At 43.3% G+C, this 21,015-nt stretch carries 11 protein-coding genes; 7 read left to right on the top strand and 4 right to left on the bottom strand.

From position 1 onward, the window contains the following. The first annotated feature begins 14 nt into the window (after positions 1-14). The 7 genes from BJP34_RS12195 (at position 15) to BJP34_RS12165 (ending at position 14,243) form a co-directional block, all read left to right on the top strand. Complete coding sequence (locus BJP34_RS12195; RefSeq protein ID WP_229424329.1) at positions 15-308, top strand: hypothetical protein; 294 nt, start codon at positions 15-17, stop codon at positions 306-308. Further along, on the top strand, positions 298-681 hold the full coding sequence (locus BJP34_RS47320) for a toxin-antitoxin system TumE family protein (protein WP_070392575.1): 384 nt from the start codon (positions 298-300) through the stop codon (positions 679-681). Before BJP34_RS12195 ends, BJP34_RS47320 begins: the two co-directional genes overlap by 11 nt. A gap of 166 nt (positions 682-847) precedes the next feature. Next, entirely contained in the window at positions 848-979 is a 132-nt protein-coding gene (locus BJP34_RS48720; RefSeq protein WP_267876544.1) for a hypothetical protein, read from the top strand. Between the two features lie 12 nt (positions 980-991). Next, a complete protein-coding gene (locus BJP34_RS12180) occupies positions 992-1,549 on the top strand; it encodes a Uma2 family endonuclease (RefSeq protein WP_070392573.1) in 558 nt (185 codons plus the stop codon). A gap of 6 nt (positions 1,550-1,555) precedes the next feature. Then, a complete protein-coding gene (locus BJP34_RS39485) occupies positions 1,556-1,885 on the top strand; it encodes a hypothetical protein (RefSeq protein WP_149030930.1) in 330 nt (109 codons plus the stop codon). Positions 1,886-3,619: 1,734 nt separating this feature from the next. After that, the gene (locus BJP34_RS12170) at positions 3,620-11,755 is read left to right on the top strand and encodes a LamG domain-containing protein (RefSeq protein WP_070392571.1); all 8,136 of its coding nucleotides are present in this window, start codon (positions 3,620-3,622) and stop codon (positions 11,753-11,755) included. Positions 11,756-11,849: 94 nt separating this feature from the next. Then, positions 11,850-14,243 (top strand): hypothetical protein, encoded by a 2,394-nt coding sequence (locus BJP34_RS12165; protein WP_070392570.1) that lies wholly within the window; start codon positions 11,850-11,852, stop codon positions 14,241-14,243. A gap of 851 nt (positions 14,244-15,094) precedes the next feature. On the opposite strand, the gene BJP34_RS12160 is transcribed toward BJP34_RS12165, so the two are convergent. The 4 genes from BJP34_RS12160 to BJP34_RS12145 form a co-directional block, all read right to left on the bottom strand. Then, positions 15,095-16,162, bottom strand: a complete 1,068-nt coding sequence (locus BJP34_RS12160; RefSeq protein WP_070392569.1) for a sulfite exporter TauE/SafE family protein — start codon at positions 16,160-16,162, stop codon at positions 15,095-15,097. Positions 16,163-16,568: 406 nt separating this feature from the next. Beyond that, on the bottom strand, positions 16,569-18,317 hold the full coding sequence (locus BJP34_RS12155) for a cupin domain-containing protein (RefSeq protein ID WP_070392568.1): 1,749 nt from the start codon (positions 18,315-18,317) through the stop codon (positions 16,569-16,571). A gap of 329 nt (positions 18,318-18,646) precedes the next feature. Further along, a complete protein-coding gene (locus BJP34_RS12150) occupies positions 18,647-19,396 on the bottom strand; it encodes an SDR family oxidoreductase (protein ID WP_070392567.1) in 750 nt (249 codons plus the stop codon). Between the two features lie 167 nt (positions 19,397-19,563). Next, on the bottom strand, positions 19,564-20,952 hold the full coding sequence (locus tag BJP34_RS12145) for an NAD(P)/FAD-dependent oxidoreductase (RefSeq protein WP_070392566.1): 1,389 nt from the start codon (positions 20,950-20,952) through the stop codon (positions 19,564-19,566). Positions 20,953-21,015: the final 63 nt, after the last annotated feature.

Raw genomic sequence — 21,015 nt, 5'->3', positions numbered from 1 at the left:
AAAAACTAAAAAAAATGATGGCTGAACTCAAAATTAGATCAAAAGATCCAGATTCACTAAAACAAATTATTCAAAGTGCCTTGTCAGAAAGATTACAGAGTGTTAAAGCAGGAATTCAAAGGACAGAACAACGCCTTCAGGAATTTGAAACTAAATATAAATTATCAACAGCGGAATTTATTACTCGCTTTAATAACGATGAATTAGTCCATAGTTTTGATTTTGATGAATGGATCGGAGAATCTAAAATGTTGGCACATTTACAAAAAACCAAAGAATCTATAGAGGATATTTATTTTGTTGATTGAAGACTATTTTGATCAGATTGATATTGTATTGTCATCATCGCTAATAGTCAAAGGGTTAACTATTGAACGGGAAAAAAGAGGAATGTATGAAGGGTTTATCAGAGGCAAGATAAATTTCCAAGATAATTCCTTGCTCCATTTCCGAGAATTTGTCTATGTAGAAATTTCAATCGATAGAAAAATGTATAGTTATCAATATATGAATTACGATAATAATCTAATTTTCCGCTATGATAATACCGAACACCATCGAAAATTAAATCTTGCTACTTTTCCTCATCATAAACATGATGGAAGTGAGGATAATATTGTTCAATCTAATGCTCCTTTTTTAGCTGAGGTACTTAAGGAGATTGAAAAAATATTAGTTTAGTTTTAGTGCTTTCGCGTAGCGTGACCTACGGTCAATCCTGTAGCGGCGAACGAGCGTTCATCACCATCTTGTAGGTTGGGTTAATACCACGAAATCCAACAAATAACAAAAGTACAGATTAAACCTCTTGCTATAATTAACAAGCAATTCTTTTGAAAAGTGTTGGGTGTCATTATTTTCGCTATTTACCATTATTACAGCGTTTTTCATAGCTATCAGGTACACAGAATTTTTTCCCTCTTGCCTCTTGCCTCTTGCCTGCTCCCTGCTCTCTAAAAAATGCACCTCACCTAATTAAAAACCGCTATATATGACCACAGCCACTCCACCCCTAACCTTAGAGGAGTTCCTCAAACTCCCAGAAACCAAACCCCGATCAGAATTTATCAATGGGGAAATCATTGTTAAGCCCATGCCACAAGGCCAACATAGTCTGCTTCAGATTGAATTGTGTCAAGCTATCAATCAAGTCGCTAATCCCAACAAAATTGCCAAGGCTTTCCCGGAACTGCGCTGTACCTTTGGGGGTGAATCAATTATTCCCGACATCACAGTATTTCGTTGGGCAAACATCCCCATTGAAGCAACTGGCAAAATTGCCAACCGCTTTGAAATACATCCAGATTGGGCAATCGAAATTCTTTCCCCAGACCAAAGACAAACCAAAGTCCTGAGCAAACTCATCCACTGTTTGCGTCATGGAACCGAACTAGGATGGTTAATTGATCCGGAAGAAGAAAGTATTATCGTAATTGATCAGACTCAACGATTGGAAATCCTTTCAGCAACCTCTACGTTACCGATTCTCAATGGAGTAGAGTTAGAACTAACAGTTGAGCAAGTTTTTGGGTGGTTAACCCTAGGGTAAGGTTACATGGGGTGCATCTCATCGGAAGCTCCCTCTGGTGAGAACTGCTCAGAGGGAGAAGAAGCACTATATCTCTATAGTTATCTATATAGTTCAGAAGGTCTTAGGCTACATTTGGGCTTGATTTTCACTAAAGTCCCAATAGTAATCAGGTACACAGGATTTTTTCCCTATTGCCTATTGCCTATTGCCTATTGCCTATTGCCTATTGCCTATTGCCTATTGCCTATTGCCTGCTACTCCCTACTCCCTGCTCCCTGCTCCCTACTACCAGAACGGCTGATCTCCAACTCAGCTGATCTGCCACTAATTGGGAGAACTTTTAACAATTGTTAATATTCTCTTGAGGTGAGTTGGTTTATACTAACTTCTAGTGCATCGAGCTAATCAAACTAATTGTTTAGCTACATTGAAAATTGCTGCTGTATTCTTTAGATTTTGATTACAGCACAATTAACTATAGACTCAGGAAACCTATAGATTCAGGAAATCTGTTTAGGTATGTTTTACCAAATTAAACTCAGGGTGCTCGGAATCAACACTTGTCAAGGGATTCCACAGCTTTCATATAAGTCGCCACTTGAAGAATTCGGTGATACCGTCACGTTAAAAAGAGGGGGAATACCACCCTCCAACTAACACCGATAAACTGGAAAGGCGCTCAATCAAGACATTGAAGTATAAATTTAGATCGTCTGGTTTTGGGAAAGCCCCCTAAATCCCCCAACTTTGGGGGACTTTAGAGAGTTTTGTTCCCCCCAAAATTGGGGGGCTAGGGGGGCGGAATCCTACCCAGATATCTGCCTTGCCAATCGTCTGGTTTTGGGAAAGCCCCCTAAATCCCCCAACCTTGGGGGACTTTAGAGAGTTTTGTTCCCCCCAAAATTGGGGGGCTAGGGGGGCGGAATCCTACCCAGATATCTGCCTTGCCAATCGTCTGGTTTTGGGAAAGCCCCCTAAATCCCCCAACTTTGGGGGACTTTAGAGAGTTTTGTTCCCCCCAAAATTGGGGGGCTAGGGGGGCGGAATCCTACCCAGATATCTGCCTTGCCAATCTTCTGGTTTTGGGAAAGCCCCCTAAATCCCCCAACCTTGGGGGACTTTAGAGAGTTTTGTTCCCCCCAAAATTGGGGGGCTAGGGGGGCGGAATCCTACCCAGATATCTGCCTTGCCAATCTTCTGGTTTTGGGAAAGCCCCCTAAATCCCCCAACTTTGGGGGACTTTAGAGAGTTTTGTTCCCCCCAAAATTGGGGGGCTAGGGGGGCGGAATCCTACCCAGATATCTGCCTTGCCACTGGAAAATAGTGGCCAATCGATAAGGCTTTTCCAAAAATATTCTTTTCCAAACATCTTCTTTTCCAAACCCATTCAGTCCAAAGCCATTGAGACAGCAGTAGCAGCGAAGCCGGTCAATCTGGATGCATCGCTCCCAATTAGCCAGGGCTTACAAATGCTGAGCTTAGGATTGATCTCATTTGGTTAATTGTTAATTGTTAATTGTTAATTGGGTTAATTGCCTAATTGCCAATTTTAACTTGACAAACAGCAAAAAATGCTCACTATGGTTGGAAAAGTTGCCGTAAGCTAATGCGCGTAGCGCATTAGCTGATAGCTGATAGCTGATAGCTGACAAGTTATCAAAGACTAATCAAAAAAAATTTGTCACTTATTTGGTGGGGTTTTGAGCTTTTCTAGCCACCCTATAATCTGTTGTGGATTTGCCACTAGGTGATACTACGTTTGTTTAGTTTAAAGTAGGGTGGGCAAAGTAATTTAATCGTTAATACTCATTTGAACCAAACGGTTTTTGCCCACCCTACAGGCTGCTCTAATCATTAATACTGATTTGAACCAAACGGTTTTTGTCCACCCTAAAGGCTGGTGTCAATTGCAACCGTGAACCGTTGGTTCCGTTCACGATCGAACAATACCAGGACTTACGCATTTGCCCCCTAAATCCCCCAATTCTGGGGGACTTTGACATCATTACCCCCCAGAATTGGGGGGCTAGGGGGGCTAAATCAAGTTAACCGCGTAAGTCATGAATACACACGAAGGAAATAATAGTTATGAACAACCAAAGTGTTTTTGATAATTTCATCTTTGATAATTTCCTCAAATCCTATGAGGACAAAACCTACAAACATCCCACCCTGGTGCGACACAAAGGCACAGTGATTGCCTTTGCCATGGACAATGAGCGACGTATCTATTACACAGTCCTCGACCTCAGCGACAGTGATGAAAACAAAGGACCAATAGATGTAGAATACTGGTCTAAAAATCCCAGCCCCCTGCATTTTGCCAACGAAATTGCCCAGGTTGGTTATGGCTTGGTGGGGGCTACCAGAATGCCCACAGTCAAGAAAGGAACACGAACTGAAGACAAGCCAGAAAAATTAAACGCTGATGAAATTGACGACTTCCTCTCAAGCACAGCAAGACTAACAGCAGATGCCCCTTTCCAGGTACTTTCTGACGATCAGTATATCTACGTCTTTCGTCAGTCTATTGCTGATAGTGACCCAAATATAGTCTATAAACTCACCAGACTCGAAGGTGGTGGCTCATCTGGGGATACCACCAGAGATAACTCCGAATTTGTGCTTTCTGGAGGCAATAAAGTCCCCCTAGTCAACAATACTCTGTTATTAGACCGCTTTGTCCTTGCAGGTGCTCAATTACAGCCCAAGATGGAAGTGCGTTATAAACGCAGCCGCAACAAAACCCAACCAGCTAATGCCAAGGATAGTCTAGGGGCTAAAGATATCGAAAGCAAACCTTTCTATGAGCCTACCCAAGAACTAGATTTCGTGCGCCAGCTTCAGGGAGGACGTTTCCAAGTTCTGTTGTTGCCGACCCAGATAGCTAATATTCAGCGCTGGCAAGTCTTTGCTTATAACAGTGCTACTAGCAAGATTGACTCCTTTAATATTGAGCGGGCTGGTGATGGCTTGTTTAATACTAAAGGCACTATCTATTACACTAGCCCTAACCCAGAATATCAGAATGCCGTTTTCCAACGTCGTAGTGGAGTAGACTCCTTTACGAATGAGGAGTTAGTGCCAATTCTTAGTGCCCAGGGTGCAGCAGAATCAGCACTTAGTTTTGATGGTACTGATGATTATGTGGATTTAGGGAATCCCTCGGAATTACAGATTACAGGCAGTCAGACCATCGAAATGTGGGTCAAACCCTTGTCTTTGGCCAACAGGCAAAGTCTTTTCTGTAAAGCCTATAACGGTGAGGGAGCAATTACCCTAGAAGTAGACGGCAAACTTTCCTATTACTACGGTACTGGTGGTAATAATCCTAGTGAGGCCAATATCAATCATGATACTTTTCAGGGAATTTTAAGTAGTTTTGGACTGCTGCGGGATGAATGGTCTCATATTGCGATTGTCAGGAATTTCGAGAGCAGGACACTAACCTGGTACATTGACGGTGCTTTTGCAGGTGAGGAGATTATTACTCATAGTGCAGCTACAGCAGGTAATGAAAATGTTTTTCTAGGCAAAGGGTATGCCGATAATTTTAACGGTTGTATAGATGAAGTCCGGATTTGGAATCGCGCCCGTAGTGGTTATGAAATTAACGAGGATAGGCATCATCGCTTGGTAGGAAGGGAACCAGGATTAGTTGGTTACTGGCGCTTTGATGAAAATACTGGTACTACAGTTTATGACCAAACTGATTCGGCTAACAACGGTACGATTTCTGGTGCAACTTGGCAAAAGTCAGATGCCCTCATTGGCAATCATCCAGGGGTGAGTCGGGATAGTTTTTCATTTACTGGGCGCACCATTGAATCAGGATTAACAGCGGTGCAGTATTTCCAACAAGAAGATGCTCAAATCGGTAATGAGCAAGAAAGCAAGCCGATGAAAACTAATGCCCGGGTGATGTTGGCAGTGGCTACAGGTGGAACCGATGCCAATGGAGCGACAACCACTAACAAGTACATTGCTGGATTAGATTTTGCTGTTTCTCGTGAAGGGAAGCTAACACAGGTACCAGATAATCTCTCTTTGAGTTGGCTCAATCGAACGGATCTTGATGGTGATTCTATCGAGACCTCTTTTTCAGCAGTTGGGAGTTTGGAAACGGAAATTAGTCAACTGAAACGAGAGATTCAAATACTTAATGAAGAGCTTGAACCTCTGCAAGAAATAACTCAGAGATTGGAAGAATTAAATCAAGATAAACAGCAGACTGAATCTAGTTTAAAGTCTTGGAAAGAAAAGTTAAACGGTCCTATTACAGAGCAATTTGTGGGTGCGTACTCTGTCAGGGCTATTATCAGTTATGTGGAGAATAATCTCAGCTACTTAAATACGAGAATCACTGAATTGGAAGCTCAAAAGGCTTCGTTCGATGGCCAAAAGCAGGAATTAGATGAAAAACAAGCTAGCCTGCTTACCAAGCAAGAACAACTTGAGCGCAAAAAAGAAACATTATACGGTCAAGTATCATTGCCAATGGCTTTGTTACATACCGACTATGATGGCTTGACAGCTTCCGGGGCATTACTAGGCTTTGCCCATACTGGTGATACCCCCCAGCTATTTGACAGTGCTATGGGTAAACTAGCTCTGTATTTCCAAGGAACCAACACCCAGTTCTTTACTGCTTACTACGACAGCAAAACAGCCCGTGCTCAAAAAGTCATTGATACAGATGGAGGCAAAGTTAGCTTCCTGGCTCGTTCAACTGGTGCTGAGTCAAACGCTGCCACCATTACGATTAGTGATGGCAATAATCCTGATACCTGTGAAGTTACTATTGCTAACTCGGAAACCGGGATTACCGAAACCTGGGAAAATGTGCCGCGAGACCCCCGGATGTTTAGCAAAGTTCTCAATGGACAGGCAAAGCCTCTCTATTTAGCACAAGTCGCAGCAACATCCGGTACAGTCACTGAACTTACTCTAGTAGAAACAACCAACCGCCAGCTAGCAGCAGGTGCGGTGTTGAAAATTGGTGAGACCAAAGTTATTACAAGTGCGGAGGTTCCAGTCAACTCCAGCAGTATTCCTGTCAACAGTGCATCTCTAGAAGTAGAAGAAGAGACTCCAGTTTATTTGGTTGTATACGATTACGCTTCCGATTATGCTGTCAATACTCCTGATGCATCTGCCCATACTTCTGTAACTCTCTCAGCACTGAGTTTTGATGGCTCAGGTGATTATTCAGCACTGAGTTTTGATGGCTCAGGTGATTATATAGATTGTAGAGTAATTGATTTTGCCCGCAACAATTACACTGTTGAAGCCTGGTTCAAGACCTCTGTCTCCTCTACACTAGACATTTTTGCTGGTACTCATTACAATCACGGTATTTTGATTGAAGTCAGTGCTCAGGGAACCTTGCGCTACTTGCATCGCCAACCAACAGGAAGCAGTGGCGGAACTAGCCTTTTCACTACAAATACTTACACTGATGGTCAGTGGCATCATCTGGCAGCGGTTAAGAGCAGCACCAATATGTCACTGTATGTAGACGGTTCTCTACAAGTACAAGAATCTGCTCCAAGTGACTTTACCGACTCCCTAGATGTTGTCATTGGCAGGATAAGCAAAAGCAACAGTGCCAGATATTTCAATGGTGAACTTGATGAAGTCCGTATCTGGAATCGCGATCGCACCCTAGAAGAAATCAAAGCTGATATGAACCGCCGACTTAGCGGTAAAGAATCTGGATTAGCAGGGTACTGGCACTTTGAAGAAGGTACAGCCCAAGACTATAGTGGCAATGGCCATGATGGAACTATATATGGTAATCCTCAAAATGTGTCATCTCCTCCAGCCTTAATAAACAATAGTGATCTACAACAAGAAAATCTACAACAAGAAAATCTACAACAAGAAAATCTACAACAAGAAAAGAGTTCCCGACAATTTCTGGTCTATTCGGAGGCAACCGCAGGCACAATTCCTAATGGCACAGTCACAAGTTTAGGGGATGCTCCTTCCTGTCGTTGGGTAGCTGATGCTCCTGGCTTGGCTTTAGACTTTGATGGACAAAGTCAATATCTAGCTATAGGTGAAGATGAAATACCTCAGATGGATGCTACTGCTAACCTAACTCTGGAGGCATGGGTTAAGCCCAAAGTAGTCAGCACTGCAGCTCGAATATTACATTATAATGAGAGATCAAAAAGTAGTAGGTATACTCTCGGTTTACAAGAGCAAGGTTCCTCAGCACTAGAGTTTGATGGCTCCAATGATTATATAGACTGCGGTACCCAAATCCAAATTACTGACGGCATTACTGTAGAGGCATGGGTAAAAAAAATTAGCAATCAGGATGGTCAGATACTCTACGCAGGAGGTGGTTGGAGTGATCCTGGATACAACCTATTCTGGTACCAGGGCAAGGTACGTGTTGAGCTGCAAAATTCTTCCAGAAACATTATATGCGACAACAATAGTCCTAGTTATGATGAGTGGCATCACATTGCATATACTTGGGATAACACCTCAAATACAATAATTGTTTACATTGACGGCAACCGACAGCCTACGACGAAAACATTTACAGGTCCGATTGGAACTCCGAACCAACCATTGAATATTGGCAGGAGCGAAACCAGAGCTCATTACTTTAAAGGTCAAATTGACGATGTCCGCATCTGGGACTATGCCCGTACCGAAGAACAAATCCAAGCCGATATGAATCGCCGACTCAGTGGCAACGAATCTGGATTAGTAGGTTACTGGCACTTTGAAGGAAGAACAGCCAAAGACTATAGTGGCAATGGCAATGATGGAACGATACATGGCAGTCCTACTAATGTCTCTTCTCCCCTCCAGGAAGGCTACAAAGTCTTTGCCGGAGTAGGAGATCGCTACCTCAAAACTCAGGATGTCTTCCCCCTTGATAACTGGAATCATTTGGCTGTGAGTTATCACCAGTCTTATGCCCTGAATTTCGATGGTAACGACTATCTCGACTGCGGCAAAAACCGGGCACTCAATCTGTGTGAAGACTTGACCATAGAAACAGTAGTACAGGTGAGTGACAGCAACTTACGGGGTATTATCAGTAAAGGTCAGATAGGTTATGGGTTAGAAAAAGAAAGTGTACCCTATGCTTTGCAAGTAGAAGCAGGTCAACTGACTTTCTCCTTTGAAGACAGTCAAGGCAGGATTCATAAATTAGAGTCTCCTGCAAACCAAATTCAGACCAATACAGTTCACAAAATCGCTGTTACTCGTCAAAAAGTTACTCAAACTACTGACAGTGGAGCAGACCCCGATGCTTGGGGCACTGGAGATGTAGCAGATATTGATGCCAAGACTGGTGATTTTACCTCTAGTGAAAATCAAAAAATTGACAAGGCAATGAAAGCTGATTACGTTGCCTCCAAAAAACGAGGTAAAAAGCTCAAGCAAGGGTTGAGGGACCAGGATACTGCAACTACTTCCCAGGAACCCACATTCATCACTGGTCAAGGAATTGCTCAGTGGCTAGAACTGAAAATGTATATAGATGGTTTGCTGGTATGCAGTCGAGTAATTGAACCTGCTGTTAGTCCAGAAGGTAATAGTCAGCCCCTAGAAATTGGCAGAACAGGTAACAGTTATTTTCAGGGTAAAATTGCCGAAGTCAAGCTTTGGAGTCGGGCACTAGAAAAAGGTGAAATTCACCAAAAGCTTACCGGCCAGGAAAAAGGTTTAGTTGCCTGGTGGCAGTTGGAAGAAAACGAAGGAAATCTCGCCAATGATTTCAAAGGAGGCAACCACGCTCAAATCAAAGGTGCCACTTGGTGTAAAAATCCAGATGTAGAAGCTTCCGAGTTTCTCCTCTATAGTAATGGAGTTGTCCTAGGAACAGAATCATTACCATTCGATGAGCCAATGGTGTTACCGATGAGTTCTCAATTCACCCTTGGCGCTCGCAAAGCTGGTGGTGGTCCTTCAAATTACGATCAATGCTTCAATGGCATTATGGAAGAAGTACGAGTCTGGAAAGTCGTACGCACCCAAGAGCAAATTCTCGACAATGTATTTACCCGCCTCAAAGGAGAAAAGCAAGACCTGATCGCTAATTACACCTTTGATGAAATTTTTGATAATGAGTTGAAAGACAGCAGTTTGATGGGAAATCATCTGATGCTGCGAGCAGAAGCAAGCAAACCGACATCTGTTTTTTCTGATGCTCCGATCAGCAACGATATTCCTCAAGTGCGTTCAGCCTTAGCAGCAGTTAAAACCGTATTCAATGCCCAGATAGACAGTAGTCCTGCTGTCACCGAGTACGGGGATATGCAATATGACAGCCAGCAGAATCTAACTGGAGTCTTCAAACGCTGCTACTCTTACATTAAAGATGGTAAATGGCGGTTAATTACTGGTTACAAAGTCGGTAATTTGACTACTGAATGGGTCTCTCAGGTACAGTTCGACCCTCAGATTATTGGTTACATCGAAGGCGCACCACCAATACCTGGTGAAAACATGACTGTAGGTCCCATATCAATAGCAGACACTGACACTTACAAACAAGCCAGCACAGTAGAACTAATTGAAGCAGAAGACGTAAATTATCACTTCTCCAGTTCCAAAGAAAATGGTTTTGACTCTTCCTTTGAATTGGCAATGTCAGCAGGTGTAGAGTTAGACCTACGGACTCTACTTGCTCCCCTTGGTTTTGGTGTCTCCTTCAAAGCCCAAGTACAACTCAATATGTCAGGTAGTGGCAAGTTTCAATCCTCCGGTGGCTGGACTGACGAAAAAAGAAGCAGTAGCGGACGAACTGTAACCAGGAATATGCGGGCATCTGCCGTAGGTTACTGGGAAGATAAAAATAATCTGCTCAATCCCCGCTTAGGCCAACGGTATGTTCCTAATAATCAGGGGTTTGCCCTGGTGCAATCAGAAACAGCCGACGTTTTTGCGTTGCGTTTAGCTCACAATAACGCTCTGATTTCCTATCGTTTTCAACCCAACCCTGATATTCCTAAAGATTGGAATATTATTTCGTTCCCCATCAATCCCCGTTATACTAAACAGGGAACCCTAGACGGTAAAATAGGTTATCAACCTGATGGCAGCGTGCAAACTGACCCCGATTATCCCCAAGCCACTCAGTATGGAGAATATAGCTACTTTAAACCCATAGAAACCTATGCTCTGAAGCGACAAATTGAGAGGGAAGCAGCGGAGTTTAAAAATTATTATGATAACTACGATGCCTCACCCCTATCCAATAGCATTCTCAAAAATGTTATGGGGACCAATGCTGGACTTTTAGCCAGTGGTGCTGCTGCTATTCCTAATTTCGGAGTAGGAATAGGTTTGAGTGCTGCTACCACCTTTGGCAGTCTTGCTGATGCCCTGACTAAAGACCAAAGTCTACCGGAAAAATTTGCTACTCGCAATATTGCTAATACCTATGTATGGACAGCAGACGGGGGATTTTATGCTGAAACCACTAATACTATGGATGTCAGGCAAGAGTCGAGCAGTGGTTCCTATTCCTTTAATACAAATTTTGGTAGTGGTATTTCTGTAAATGTATCTGCTGGGGGTTCTTTTGGATTTGATTTGAATGGTAGCATGGGCGGTCATCTGAATATGACTCAATCAAAAAGTGCGGAAACGTCTGAATCTTTCCGAGTTGAAGTTCAGGTTAATCCCCAGAACAACTTGTACAAGTATGAAATTCCTGAAGATCAAAAAGATTGGGATTCAACCTATGTAGATTACTTGCTCCAGTATGATACTGAGGGTAATCCGATTAAAGTTCCTGGCAAGGTGGATGCCTATCGGTTTATGACTTTCTACCTAGAACCTAAAGCAGAAAACTTTGAAGACTTCTATGGTAAAGTAGTAGACCCGATCTGGATTGAGCAAAGCAACGACCCTAATGCCCAAGCCCTACGGGAAGCCAAGCAAACTGAGAAAAAACCAGCCTGCTGGCGGATTATGCACCGAGTTACTTTTGTCAGCCGTCTGCTACAAGATTTTAATGATAATGCTGCTTCCCAGTTAGCTAAAGATGCCAGGGCATTGAATATTGAAAGTAACTGGCAACTGATTAAAACATTGGAGCCTTTTGTAAAGAACAAAACAGATAATTTTGTGCAGTTTGCTGATGCAGTGCGGGATGCTTTAGAAGAGCATTTACCAGAATTGCAGCCCCACTCACCAGAAATTATCGCATACATGGCTCAATACTACGGTTTACCTGAGGATGCCTAGTAAGGCTATCCGGAAGTAAAAAGTAAGGACATAGCATTGCTGTGTCCTTATAACAGTCCAAAGCAATTTTCATTTAATGAGGATATTAAGAATTATGCCTGAAGCTAACGTTGCCAACAAGACAATTATTTCTCTGGAAAATTTTCTGGAAAAAATGACAGAGAAATATAAACAGGATTTTATTGATAAAGTTACAGAACACTCAGATGGAAGTATAGATCAAACTAGAGCTGACGACTATTTTCGGACCTTTGTTAAAGCTTTATACAACAATCGAGTCGAAGGCATAGGACCAGGTTACGGTTATTTCTATGAAGGTGGAGCAGCAGGGGAAAAAGGAAGACAAAACTTAGTTGAAGCCTTTCACGCAGAAGTATCCGAGTTTATTCGAGCATTTGGTCCAGTAGCTGCTCAGGGTTCAACTCTATTGTGGAGTTCCTATGCCATTGGTCGGTTTGCTGCTGAAGACAAAGAAATTCTCAGAAGTGCTGGAGTTACGGATGAAAATGCCGAAACTCTCAATAAAACAGAAATTGGTGAACTTTGGGATAAACTGAAGATTACCACTGAAATGGATGAGCAAATTGGTTATATATGGGACAATCAATATCATGTCTGGGCTAGCGTGTCTAAAGAATTTGCTTCTAATGCTAAGGGTGAAGTCCATGTCTTTCTTCCGAAAAATATTGCTGCCTCCACAGTTTTCTGGAACGTAGAATTACCTGAACTGCGTAAGAATATGGCTGAATTTACACAAAAGCCAGAGTCTGAGCAAGTCACTAAAATAACCATTCATCGTCTCACCAATGATGCTCTTAAAAGGGTAAATGATGCAGCAGATGACAACGCTAAGCGACAAGTCATGCTTGATTCCAGTAGTTGGCAAAATTTAGACTTTTCAGAAGCTACTTTAGAAGTACCGAAGTTTTCCGATAAACAAAATAAACTGTTAGAGGATTCCAATCCTTTATTGTTTACCCAAATGGACAACTACGTCAGGAATAATCAAACTGGTGGTGCAATCACTATTAGTAAGCTTACTGAGATTGCTCGACGCTGGAGAGATAAAGCCAGCGGAAATGTTGAGCTATATCGGAAAATTGCGGACAAGTACGGTCACTTTGCATCTGTTCCCTTTGACACTGCTCAGAACATAGCCAAAGGTCAAGGGACAAATAGTGAGATTAAACAATACGGTGACAAGTTAGTAAACGCTTTTCAAAACGATCTCAGTACAAAGGAACCACAAGATTATAACGATAGTGATCTAGAAATTATTACTCCTTTGCTTTATGACAATTATACTCGCTTGCAACAAGCTTCGAGTATTGAAATGTCTACAAAAGTAATCTCCAAAACCGAACTCGCAAATCTACTCAAAACAAGCCCTGGAGCTCTAACATTGGGTGGCTTCAGTAATTTTAATCAGTATTCTAAAAAATTATCTGCCAGAGAAACCATCGAGCGATTTGGACTAAATTACCAATACCAAGATGCTTCAGGACAAACAGTTAAACCTTATCAAATGTCAGTAGGTGGTCGAGATCAAGCACTGCCCTTTGTTTACTATGTCACCACACCAATAACAAACGAGATCAAAGATAATGCCAAGATACCTCTCGATCCTACAGTGAAAACCAAGCTAGAGGCGATCGCCAATGATGCCAACAGAGACAACAATGATGAACTCAAAAAAATGGCAAAAGAACTTACCACTCCTGGAGTTTATCATGAATTGACTCCTAATACTGGTAACAATCTACCCAGATATGGTACTCAAACTGATGGCAAAAAATCCTATGCAGGTATGCTGCGCACAACTTATTCCCCAAGCAGCTCTGAACTCTCACCAGGAACAATGATTCGAGCAAGAGGGTTTAACGGCGAAGATTTTAAAATCGCCGATTGGAATGGTTTAACATGGACTCTATCTCCTCAAAAAGTAACAGATTTACCAAGTTGGATCCAAAATCAGGGAAGACCAGAAGATCGACTCAACTTTAATGAAGAGTTAAAACAATGGAAGATGATCGGTGAAAGTAAAATGATACCACCAACCAGGATTCCAGCACCAGTAAAAGGTTTTATGGAACATCATTTCCAAACGAGTTTAAATGAGATCACTATCCAAAAAGTTGGCAGTCTAGATAATGATGATTCAACGGCTACATTAATTAAATTTAAGCTAGGAGAGTATAACGATAGCACAGAAGCAGGGTTAACTAAAATTGCTAACAAGTTAGGTGATGCACTCAAGCTTAAATTTGCTAATAATGGCAATCAACCTGATATTTCCAAAGCCATAACTGAAATCAATAAAGAGTTACCTACGAAGTCTGTATCTATTAAGAATGATTTGATGATACTACGCCGGGTAAAAATGATCTCCGACAATGTTACTAAGAAATTAAAGTCTAGGTACCCTACAGGTAAAACCCCCTCTGTCTCAGCGGGTATAACAAGAACCGGCTCAAGACGATCCAGATGATGATCATCGGGGAAAGAGGAAATACGTGCAAAATTTAACAAGAGGTAAACGTTTGTAACCAAGAGTAGATTAGACCAATAGAAACTTTGCCTAATTTGAGTTATTCTAGGCAACGTTTCTCCCCTTTATAGGCTTTGTTCCATGAATCGATGTCGGGTTGACACGGCTGGGCATGTTGGCGGGGGGGAATGGTTGCCTTGGCCTGCCGTTGCTCAGCTGAAAACTATTCCGAATCCTGACATGATATAGCGTTTATCGTAGCTATGAGGTACACATACTTTTTGCCTCTTCCCTCTTCTGACTTCCCTCTTCTGACTTTCCTCTTCTCTGCTCCCTGCTCCCTGCTCCCTGCTCCCTAAAACCCAGACATTTGTACCTCACAAGTCGTAGAATTGCTATATCAACTCTCATATCATGTCAGGATAATTACCCTTAATAAAAACCTCCCCCATCTCCCCATCTGGCCATCTCCCCATCGGGTGCATCTCATATTTGTAAAAAAGATCGGAAGTGTGGGGCCCTCACAGGGGTAGGTTTTTTACATTTGGGTAAAACATGGGACGACCTAGAGGGAGAGGAAAAGGAAAACAACGAAGAAGCGATGCATCGCTTTCTTATCCCCCACACCCCACACCCCACACCCCACACCTGAGGTCAAAGTAAAAAACCTACCCTTATGAGGGGCGCGGGGCCCGGGCGCGGGGAGTGTGGGAATTTTCGCCCGAATTTTTGCCTAATTTCAAAAGCGATGCATCGCTTTGCGTCAATTCTTGTCCACTGTGCCGGTGATCCGCTGTTCCCTGTTCCCGACTTCTGCCAGAAGTCTAATGATGAAACCAAGAATCACTCAATTAAGCGCGTCTCAGTTTTGTGCGATACATCAGATAATAAAATGAAGTAAATAAAATCAGGGCAAAGAATCCAGCCGAAACTACGGATGTCGTGAGCGGAATCAACAGTAAAGAAGTCAGCAATTCAATTACAATTAAACTAATCAAAATCCAAACCACCATTTGGCGTTTCATCAGACTACAAAGAATTGCTCCGGTTGGCGCACCGACTACCACAACCGGAACCGCCGCTAACCAATAATTACTGACGGGAGTGACAAAATCCCCCAGGATAAAGTTATGAATTAAAAAGCCTGTGATGGCATTAATTGCCATCAAAATTACTGACGTTGGAGTGCTAATTTTCTCACACAAGCCAAACAGTAACACCATTACAGAGTAGGCAAAAACATCCATTCCACTCCCAACTAACCCACTAATCATACCGCCCATTAATCCGACGACTATAGATAAAAATTTTTCTCGTTTACCCCAGTGTTCAATCGTAAATTTCCGTTCAGTCTTAGTTAAATTTAAGTGAATTAAAATGAGGGCAAAACTGCTCACCATCATTGTAAATGAAATTTTAATCACTTCGGGAGGAAGTAAAGGAGCCAGAAAAGCTGTTCCCATAAAAATACCTGGAATTCCCCCTAAACTCACCCAACGAATTAACTTCCATTCTACTGGAGTTTTCATAGCCACAATCGTAAAAGAGGCGGCACTCATGCCAATACTTTGAATAGCTAAAGAAAAGAGTTTTGCATCGGGGGGAGAGACGTGAAGCCACTTTGTTAAAGCTGGAAAAGCAACTGCGCCTCCTCCCATACTTGTCGCTCCTGCAACCATGGAACCAAAGACCATTGTGAAGGCAAATTCCCAGTTAGCACACAAATTGGAAAGTGCTCGACTAGGTCCAATTGCAGTTAACCATACAGTCCATATAAAGATAGTGCATAGTAAACTAAAGCGGATGGAACGGCTCGAAAAAATAACCTTGGCAACCAGACAAAACAACTGGCAGATCAATTTGATTTGGTTCTTGATGTTGCTTTTTACGGTTCGTCGATTTCGTTTTTGCTCAAGCATACTCGGGCTACTCGGGGTTTAAGTCGTAGTGGAACAGTTGCGTAACATGAGTCAGAGAATGCTAGGGTTCTTCTCCTGTGCTTGTCACGGTTGGGGTTAGGTTTGGATTGCCAATGCTCCTGTCTCAGTAGAGTTGAGAGAATAAGAGGCGATTGTCAACGGTCCCTTTTGGCATTGCTGAGGGGCGGAATTAATATGAGTGGGGTGGGCATCCTGCCCGCCTGGGAATTGTAACGGGCAAGATGCCCGTTACACGGCAAGATACCCATCCCACCAAGATGCCCATTCCACCTCACTCTTAAAATCATTCCATTATTAAGCAACGCCTCTGTTTTAAGACGTTAGAATTTTTTGAGAATTGCTCACTGGGCATTCATCCCTTTTTGGGGATGAGTGCTCGATAAAGCTAAACAATACTGAAGTCAGTACTGGTAATGGTGCTAGCTTCTACCCCAGTTAAAATTGCCAATAATTCATTGCTGGTCGTGAGACTGACCAAAGTATCATTTGCAAGCTCGTGAGTGCCCTGAGTAATCTTCAGCTCCGCAAACCCTAGACCAGCGGAGAGTTCAATCAGATCCTGATCACTAGTAAAGTCAGTAATTGTGTCAGTCCCGGCTCCAGCGGCAAGCACAAAGCGATCGCGGCCACTGCCGCCTGTCAGGATATCGTTACCAGTACCCCCCCGAAGCAGATCGTCACCCCTGCCGCCTGTCAGGATATCGTTACCAGTACCGCCCCGAAGCAAATCGTCACCCCTGCCGCCTTTTAGGATATCGTTACCAGTACCGCCCCAAAGCAAATCGTCACCCCTGCCGCCTTTCAGGATATCATTACCAGTACCGCCCCGAAGCAAATCGTCACCACTCAACCCTTTCAGTTTATCATTGCCACCCTGGCCGTTGATGACATCATTGGAGTCATTAAAGCCTTGGGTGTTATTGTCAAGGTCGTTGAGGAATGTGACCGAGTTTTTATTGAAAACTTTGCCCCTTTGTTGGTTCGCATTAAAGACATCAAAGCTATCTTCAACTTTAGTCTGTCCGTCAAACAGAATGTTGCCGATATCCTCCGACGCACCTGTAGCTTTAGTAAGGTTATCTAGGTTTTCCAGGGCAAAATCCTGCAGGATGACCCCAGTGTTCTCAACCCCTTCAAAGGTGATGATCAAATCATTTTCATCCTGATTCAGAAGCATGTTCTCTGCACTCAGCGATGGCCCCTCAAACTTCAGTGTATCGACTTCTGCAATCACGGCATCCGAGGGAGTAACTCCTGTGCCTACACCGCCGAAATCAGTGATGGTGTCTGTGCCTGCACCACGACGAACTATAAACGTGTCTTGATCACCACCTCCTGTGAGGGTATCATTCCCTTCGCGACCTGAGAGGAGATCGTCCCCCTCACCTCCATAGATTAGATCTCGACCAGTTCCGCCGATGATTGTGTCATTACCCTGCTCCCCATAAAATCGATCCTCACCATTTCTGCCGATGATGAGGTCACTACCTTCACTTCCGATCAGGATTTCACTCCTTTCATCTCCGTATAGAGTAATGCCGCCATCTTCAATGATAGGCTTACCAATCAGTGCAGCCTCTGGATAGAGTTCTAGACCGAAGTTGGGGGCAACTGCCACTACTTTTGGGATATTATCTACTGGTATATTCGACGGGTCTGAAACAGGCTGACCTGCTTGCCTGAAAAAGTTTTCAAGTCCTGCAGGAGCAGCGATTACCAACATTCTTGCTGGTTCCGTCCCCAGGTTTTTGAATGCGTGGACTTGACCTCTGGTATAGGGGATAAAGTCTCCGGCGGTTCCCGTAAAAACCTGGTTCCCCACCTGAAAGTTGATTTCCCCATCCACAACATAGAATACCTCATCTTCTCTCGTGTGTATATGGGGTGGAGGTCCAGCTTCGGGCGGAACCAGAAAATCGAATAGAGCGTACTGCCCGTAGGTATCTTCGCCAGTTGCAAGAAAAGTATACACACCCCCCGATATTGCGATTGACTCCAGGCTACTGTCTGGTGGTGTCTCTGGAGAAATCTGCTGTTGTTCAAATAATGCTTTGACTCTTTCAAGCCCTGCCGGACTCCTGACGTCAATCCCTGCCGGCTTATTGATGGTTTTTAAATCTTGATTGTTTTTCATTTTCCCTAATTTTATCTTGTTCTTTTAAGTCGCTCGGCAAATTTTTGATTGCATCTTTTTTTCTTGTGTGCACCGGAAAGCGGATCTGTGCTACGCGCAGGTCGCTGTTAAAACCACCTTCCCAAAGCCTGATTTTGACCTGATCTATTTGTATTTAGGACTTACGCAAATCCCTCAATTTAACGCTACCTGTAGGGTGGGCAATGTTTTGCCCACCCTACCCATGGATTGTGTGCGTAAGTCCTGTGTATTAATTCAGAACTATCGATAATCAAGCTTTGGGAAAAAACCCAGCTATTTGGTGGTTTCAGAAATTACCCTAAATAAAATTACACCTCCGTCCATCCGCCATCGACCACTAGTTCCTCACCAAGCACGAATGACGATTCTTCGGACGCAAGGAATAGGACTGCCTTGGCAATTTCATCAGCTTCTCCGAACCGCTGCATTGGGATTTTCTGCTGAAGCTGAGTGGCAAACTCTTTAAGGTGCTCCTGCGGTACTCCGAGTTTGCTATAAATGGGCGTTTGAATTGGTCCTGGGCTAACCGCATTTACCCTGATGCCCTTCTCGATCAGTTCAGCAGCAAGAGTGCGGGCAAGGGATCGCAGTGCTGCCTTCGATGCCGCATAGATACTCGACCCAACCATTCCCATCTGGTTGTTGACCGAGGTATTGAGCACTATGCTGCCTGATTCACCCATAATCGGCGCAACTTTCTGCACGGTGAAGAAAGCACCTTTAAAGTTAATCTTGAATATCTCATCAATCAAAGCTTCGTCAACCTGCATCATCGGCTCAAGTTTCGCGATCCCCGCATTAACGAACAACACGTCAAGTCCTCCAAAGTGTTCCTTGACATCAACGACCATGGCATCAATGTCAGCAACTTGACTCACATCGGCTCGAATCGCGAGCGTATCCGGGCCAATCCGAGTGCACGCTTCCGAGAGCCGACCCTCGTGCTGACCGATAATCGCAACTCGGGCACCTTCCTGAGTAAAGAGTTTTGCTGTTGCAAAGCCAATTCCGGTGCTTCCACCAGTAATCAGTGCTGTTTTTCCTTCTAGTCGTTTCATTGTTACCTCCATTTCATTCACTTTAAGTACAAAACCTTGACAATTCCATACAGTTTGGACATCCAGGATATCCTAAGCTCTGTATTGAAAGCTTTTTTACTCTGGCTTCCCTGGTTGGTGAGCTTAAATATGCTCACCATTGATACGGTTGAACTGACTCAACCTGTCTACAAAACTGCCGCCTTTTGTGTCTCTGTTTGTGTCTGTGTATTAATTGATTCAAGAAAATCTTCTGGGGGTGTAAAGCTTGCTGGATCTGCAGCTTTGTAATGAGTATCTGGATAAATCGGGCAATCGTAAATGCGCTCAAAAGGCTGCTCGAAGGTATCCCATTCTTTTTTAGAACGTAGGTAGCTCAATACAGGCTGGTCTCGTTCAGCCCAAAAATCCCCGGCAAACGTTTGAAGTACAAAGCGGAAACCGCCGGGTAAGTTTAGACCCATCTTATTCATGTCTCTGTTGAATTCATAGTAGTAAGAGTAGACCACTCGGAAGTAGGAGTCGTACCCTGTTTTGCATAAGTTTTCAAAGTCTTGACATGCCTCCAAATCATCCTTACCATCAAAAATTTCGTGTATTGCCTCAGCTGCTTTCAGTCCACAGAGCATGCTGAGAAAAACACCCCCAGAAAATACTGGATCTACAAAGCAAGCTGCGTCGCCAACAATAAAATATCCAGGTCCAGTGAACTGCTCCGAATAATAGCAAAAATCTAATTCTACTTTCGGTTTATTAAACAAGGGAGTTGCGCCTTTTATCGCACTCTTAATGCGGGGAGAGCGATCGCAATGTGCTTTGAAAATTTCCTCGGGATTGCTCTGTTTTAGAATGCTTAATGGCATCACAGCTCCAACACTCATCACGTTGGTTTCAATAGGTATCCCCCAGAGCCAACCATCTTCATGACAGCTGAAGAGCACGTCACCTTCAACACCTGGATTGTTTTCAGCAACCACATCCTTATAGTGTTGAAAAACGGCAACATTTTGCAGCTTATTATTCATTTTCCTTAGGTTAAAATGCTTGGCAATTAACCCAGCCCGACCACTAGCATCTACCACAAAGTTCGCTCGGGCTTCATGTCTGCAACCTTGATACTGATATTCGACTCCGGCAAGTCGTTCGCCATCGAATATGAGTTTCTTGACATCTGCTTCCTGTAATACTTGAGCCCCTGTATCCTGAGCATGATCCAAGAGAATTTTGTCAAAACGGGCACGATTAAGGTTGTATGAAAACGGGGTTTGCCCTTTTGCCACATTGCCAAAATTCTGCCGCCTCAGATCTCCAGTTGTCCCAGTTAAGAATTCAACTCCGTTTTTCTGCACAAACCCACCTTCCTTGATTTTGTCAGAGATATCTATCATCTCAAACAGCTTATACAGGTAGGGCACCATCGACTCGCCGATATGAAATCGGGGAAACTTTGCCTTTTCCAATAAAAGAACTGAGTGACCATTCGCTGCTATCTTGTATGCACAAGTTGCTCCAGCAGGTCCGCCGCCAATGACAATTGCATCAAACATTTTGAAAGTATCTGAATTATTAAGTGTCATAAAAACCTCCTAAACGAAATACTTGGACAACTAGTTTACGATTTGATTTATCTAACAAGAAGT

Source organism: Moorena producens PAL-8-15-08-1 (assembly GCF_001767235.1).
In the GTDB taxonomy this organism is placed as follows: domain Bacteria; phylum Cyanobacteriota; class Cyanobacteriia; order Cyanobacteriales; family Coleofasciculaceae; genus Moorena; species Moorena producens_A.
The sequence above is the reverse complement of the archived record's forward strand: the minus strand, read 5'-3'. Positions and strand labels throughout refer to the sequence as shown.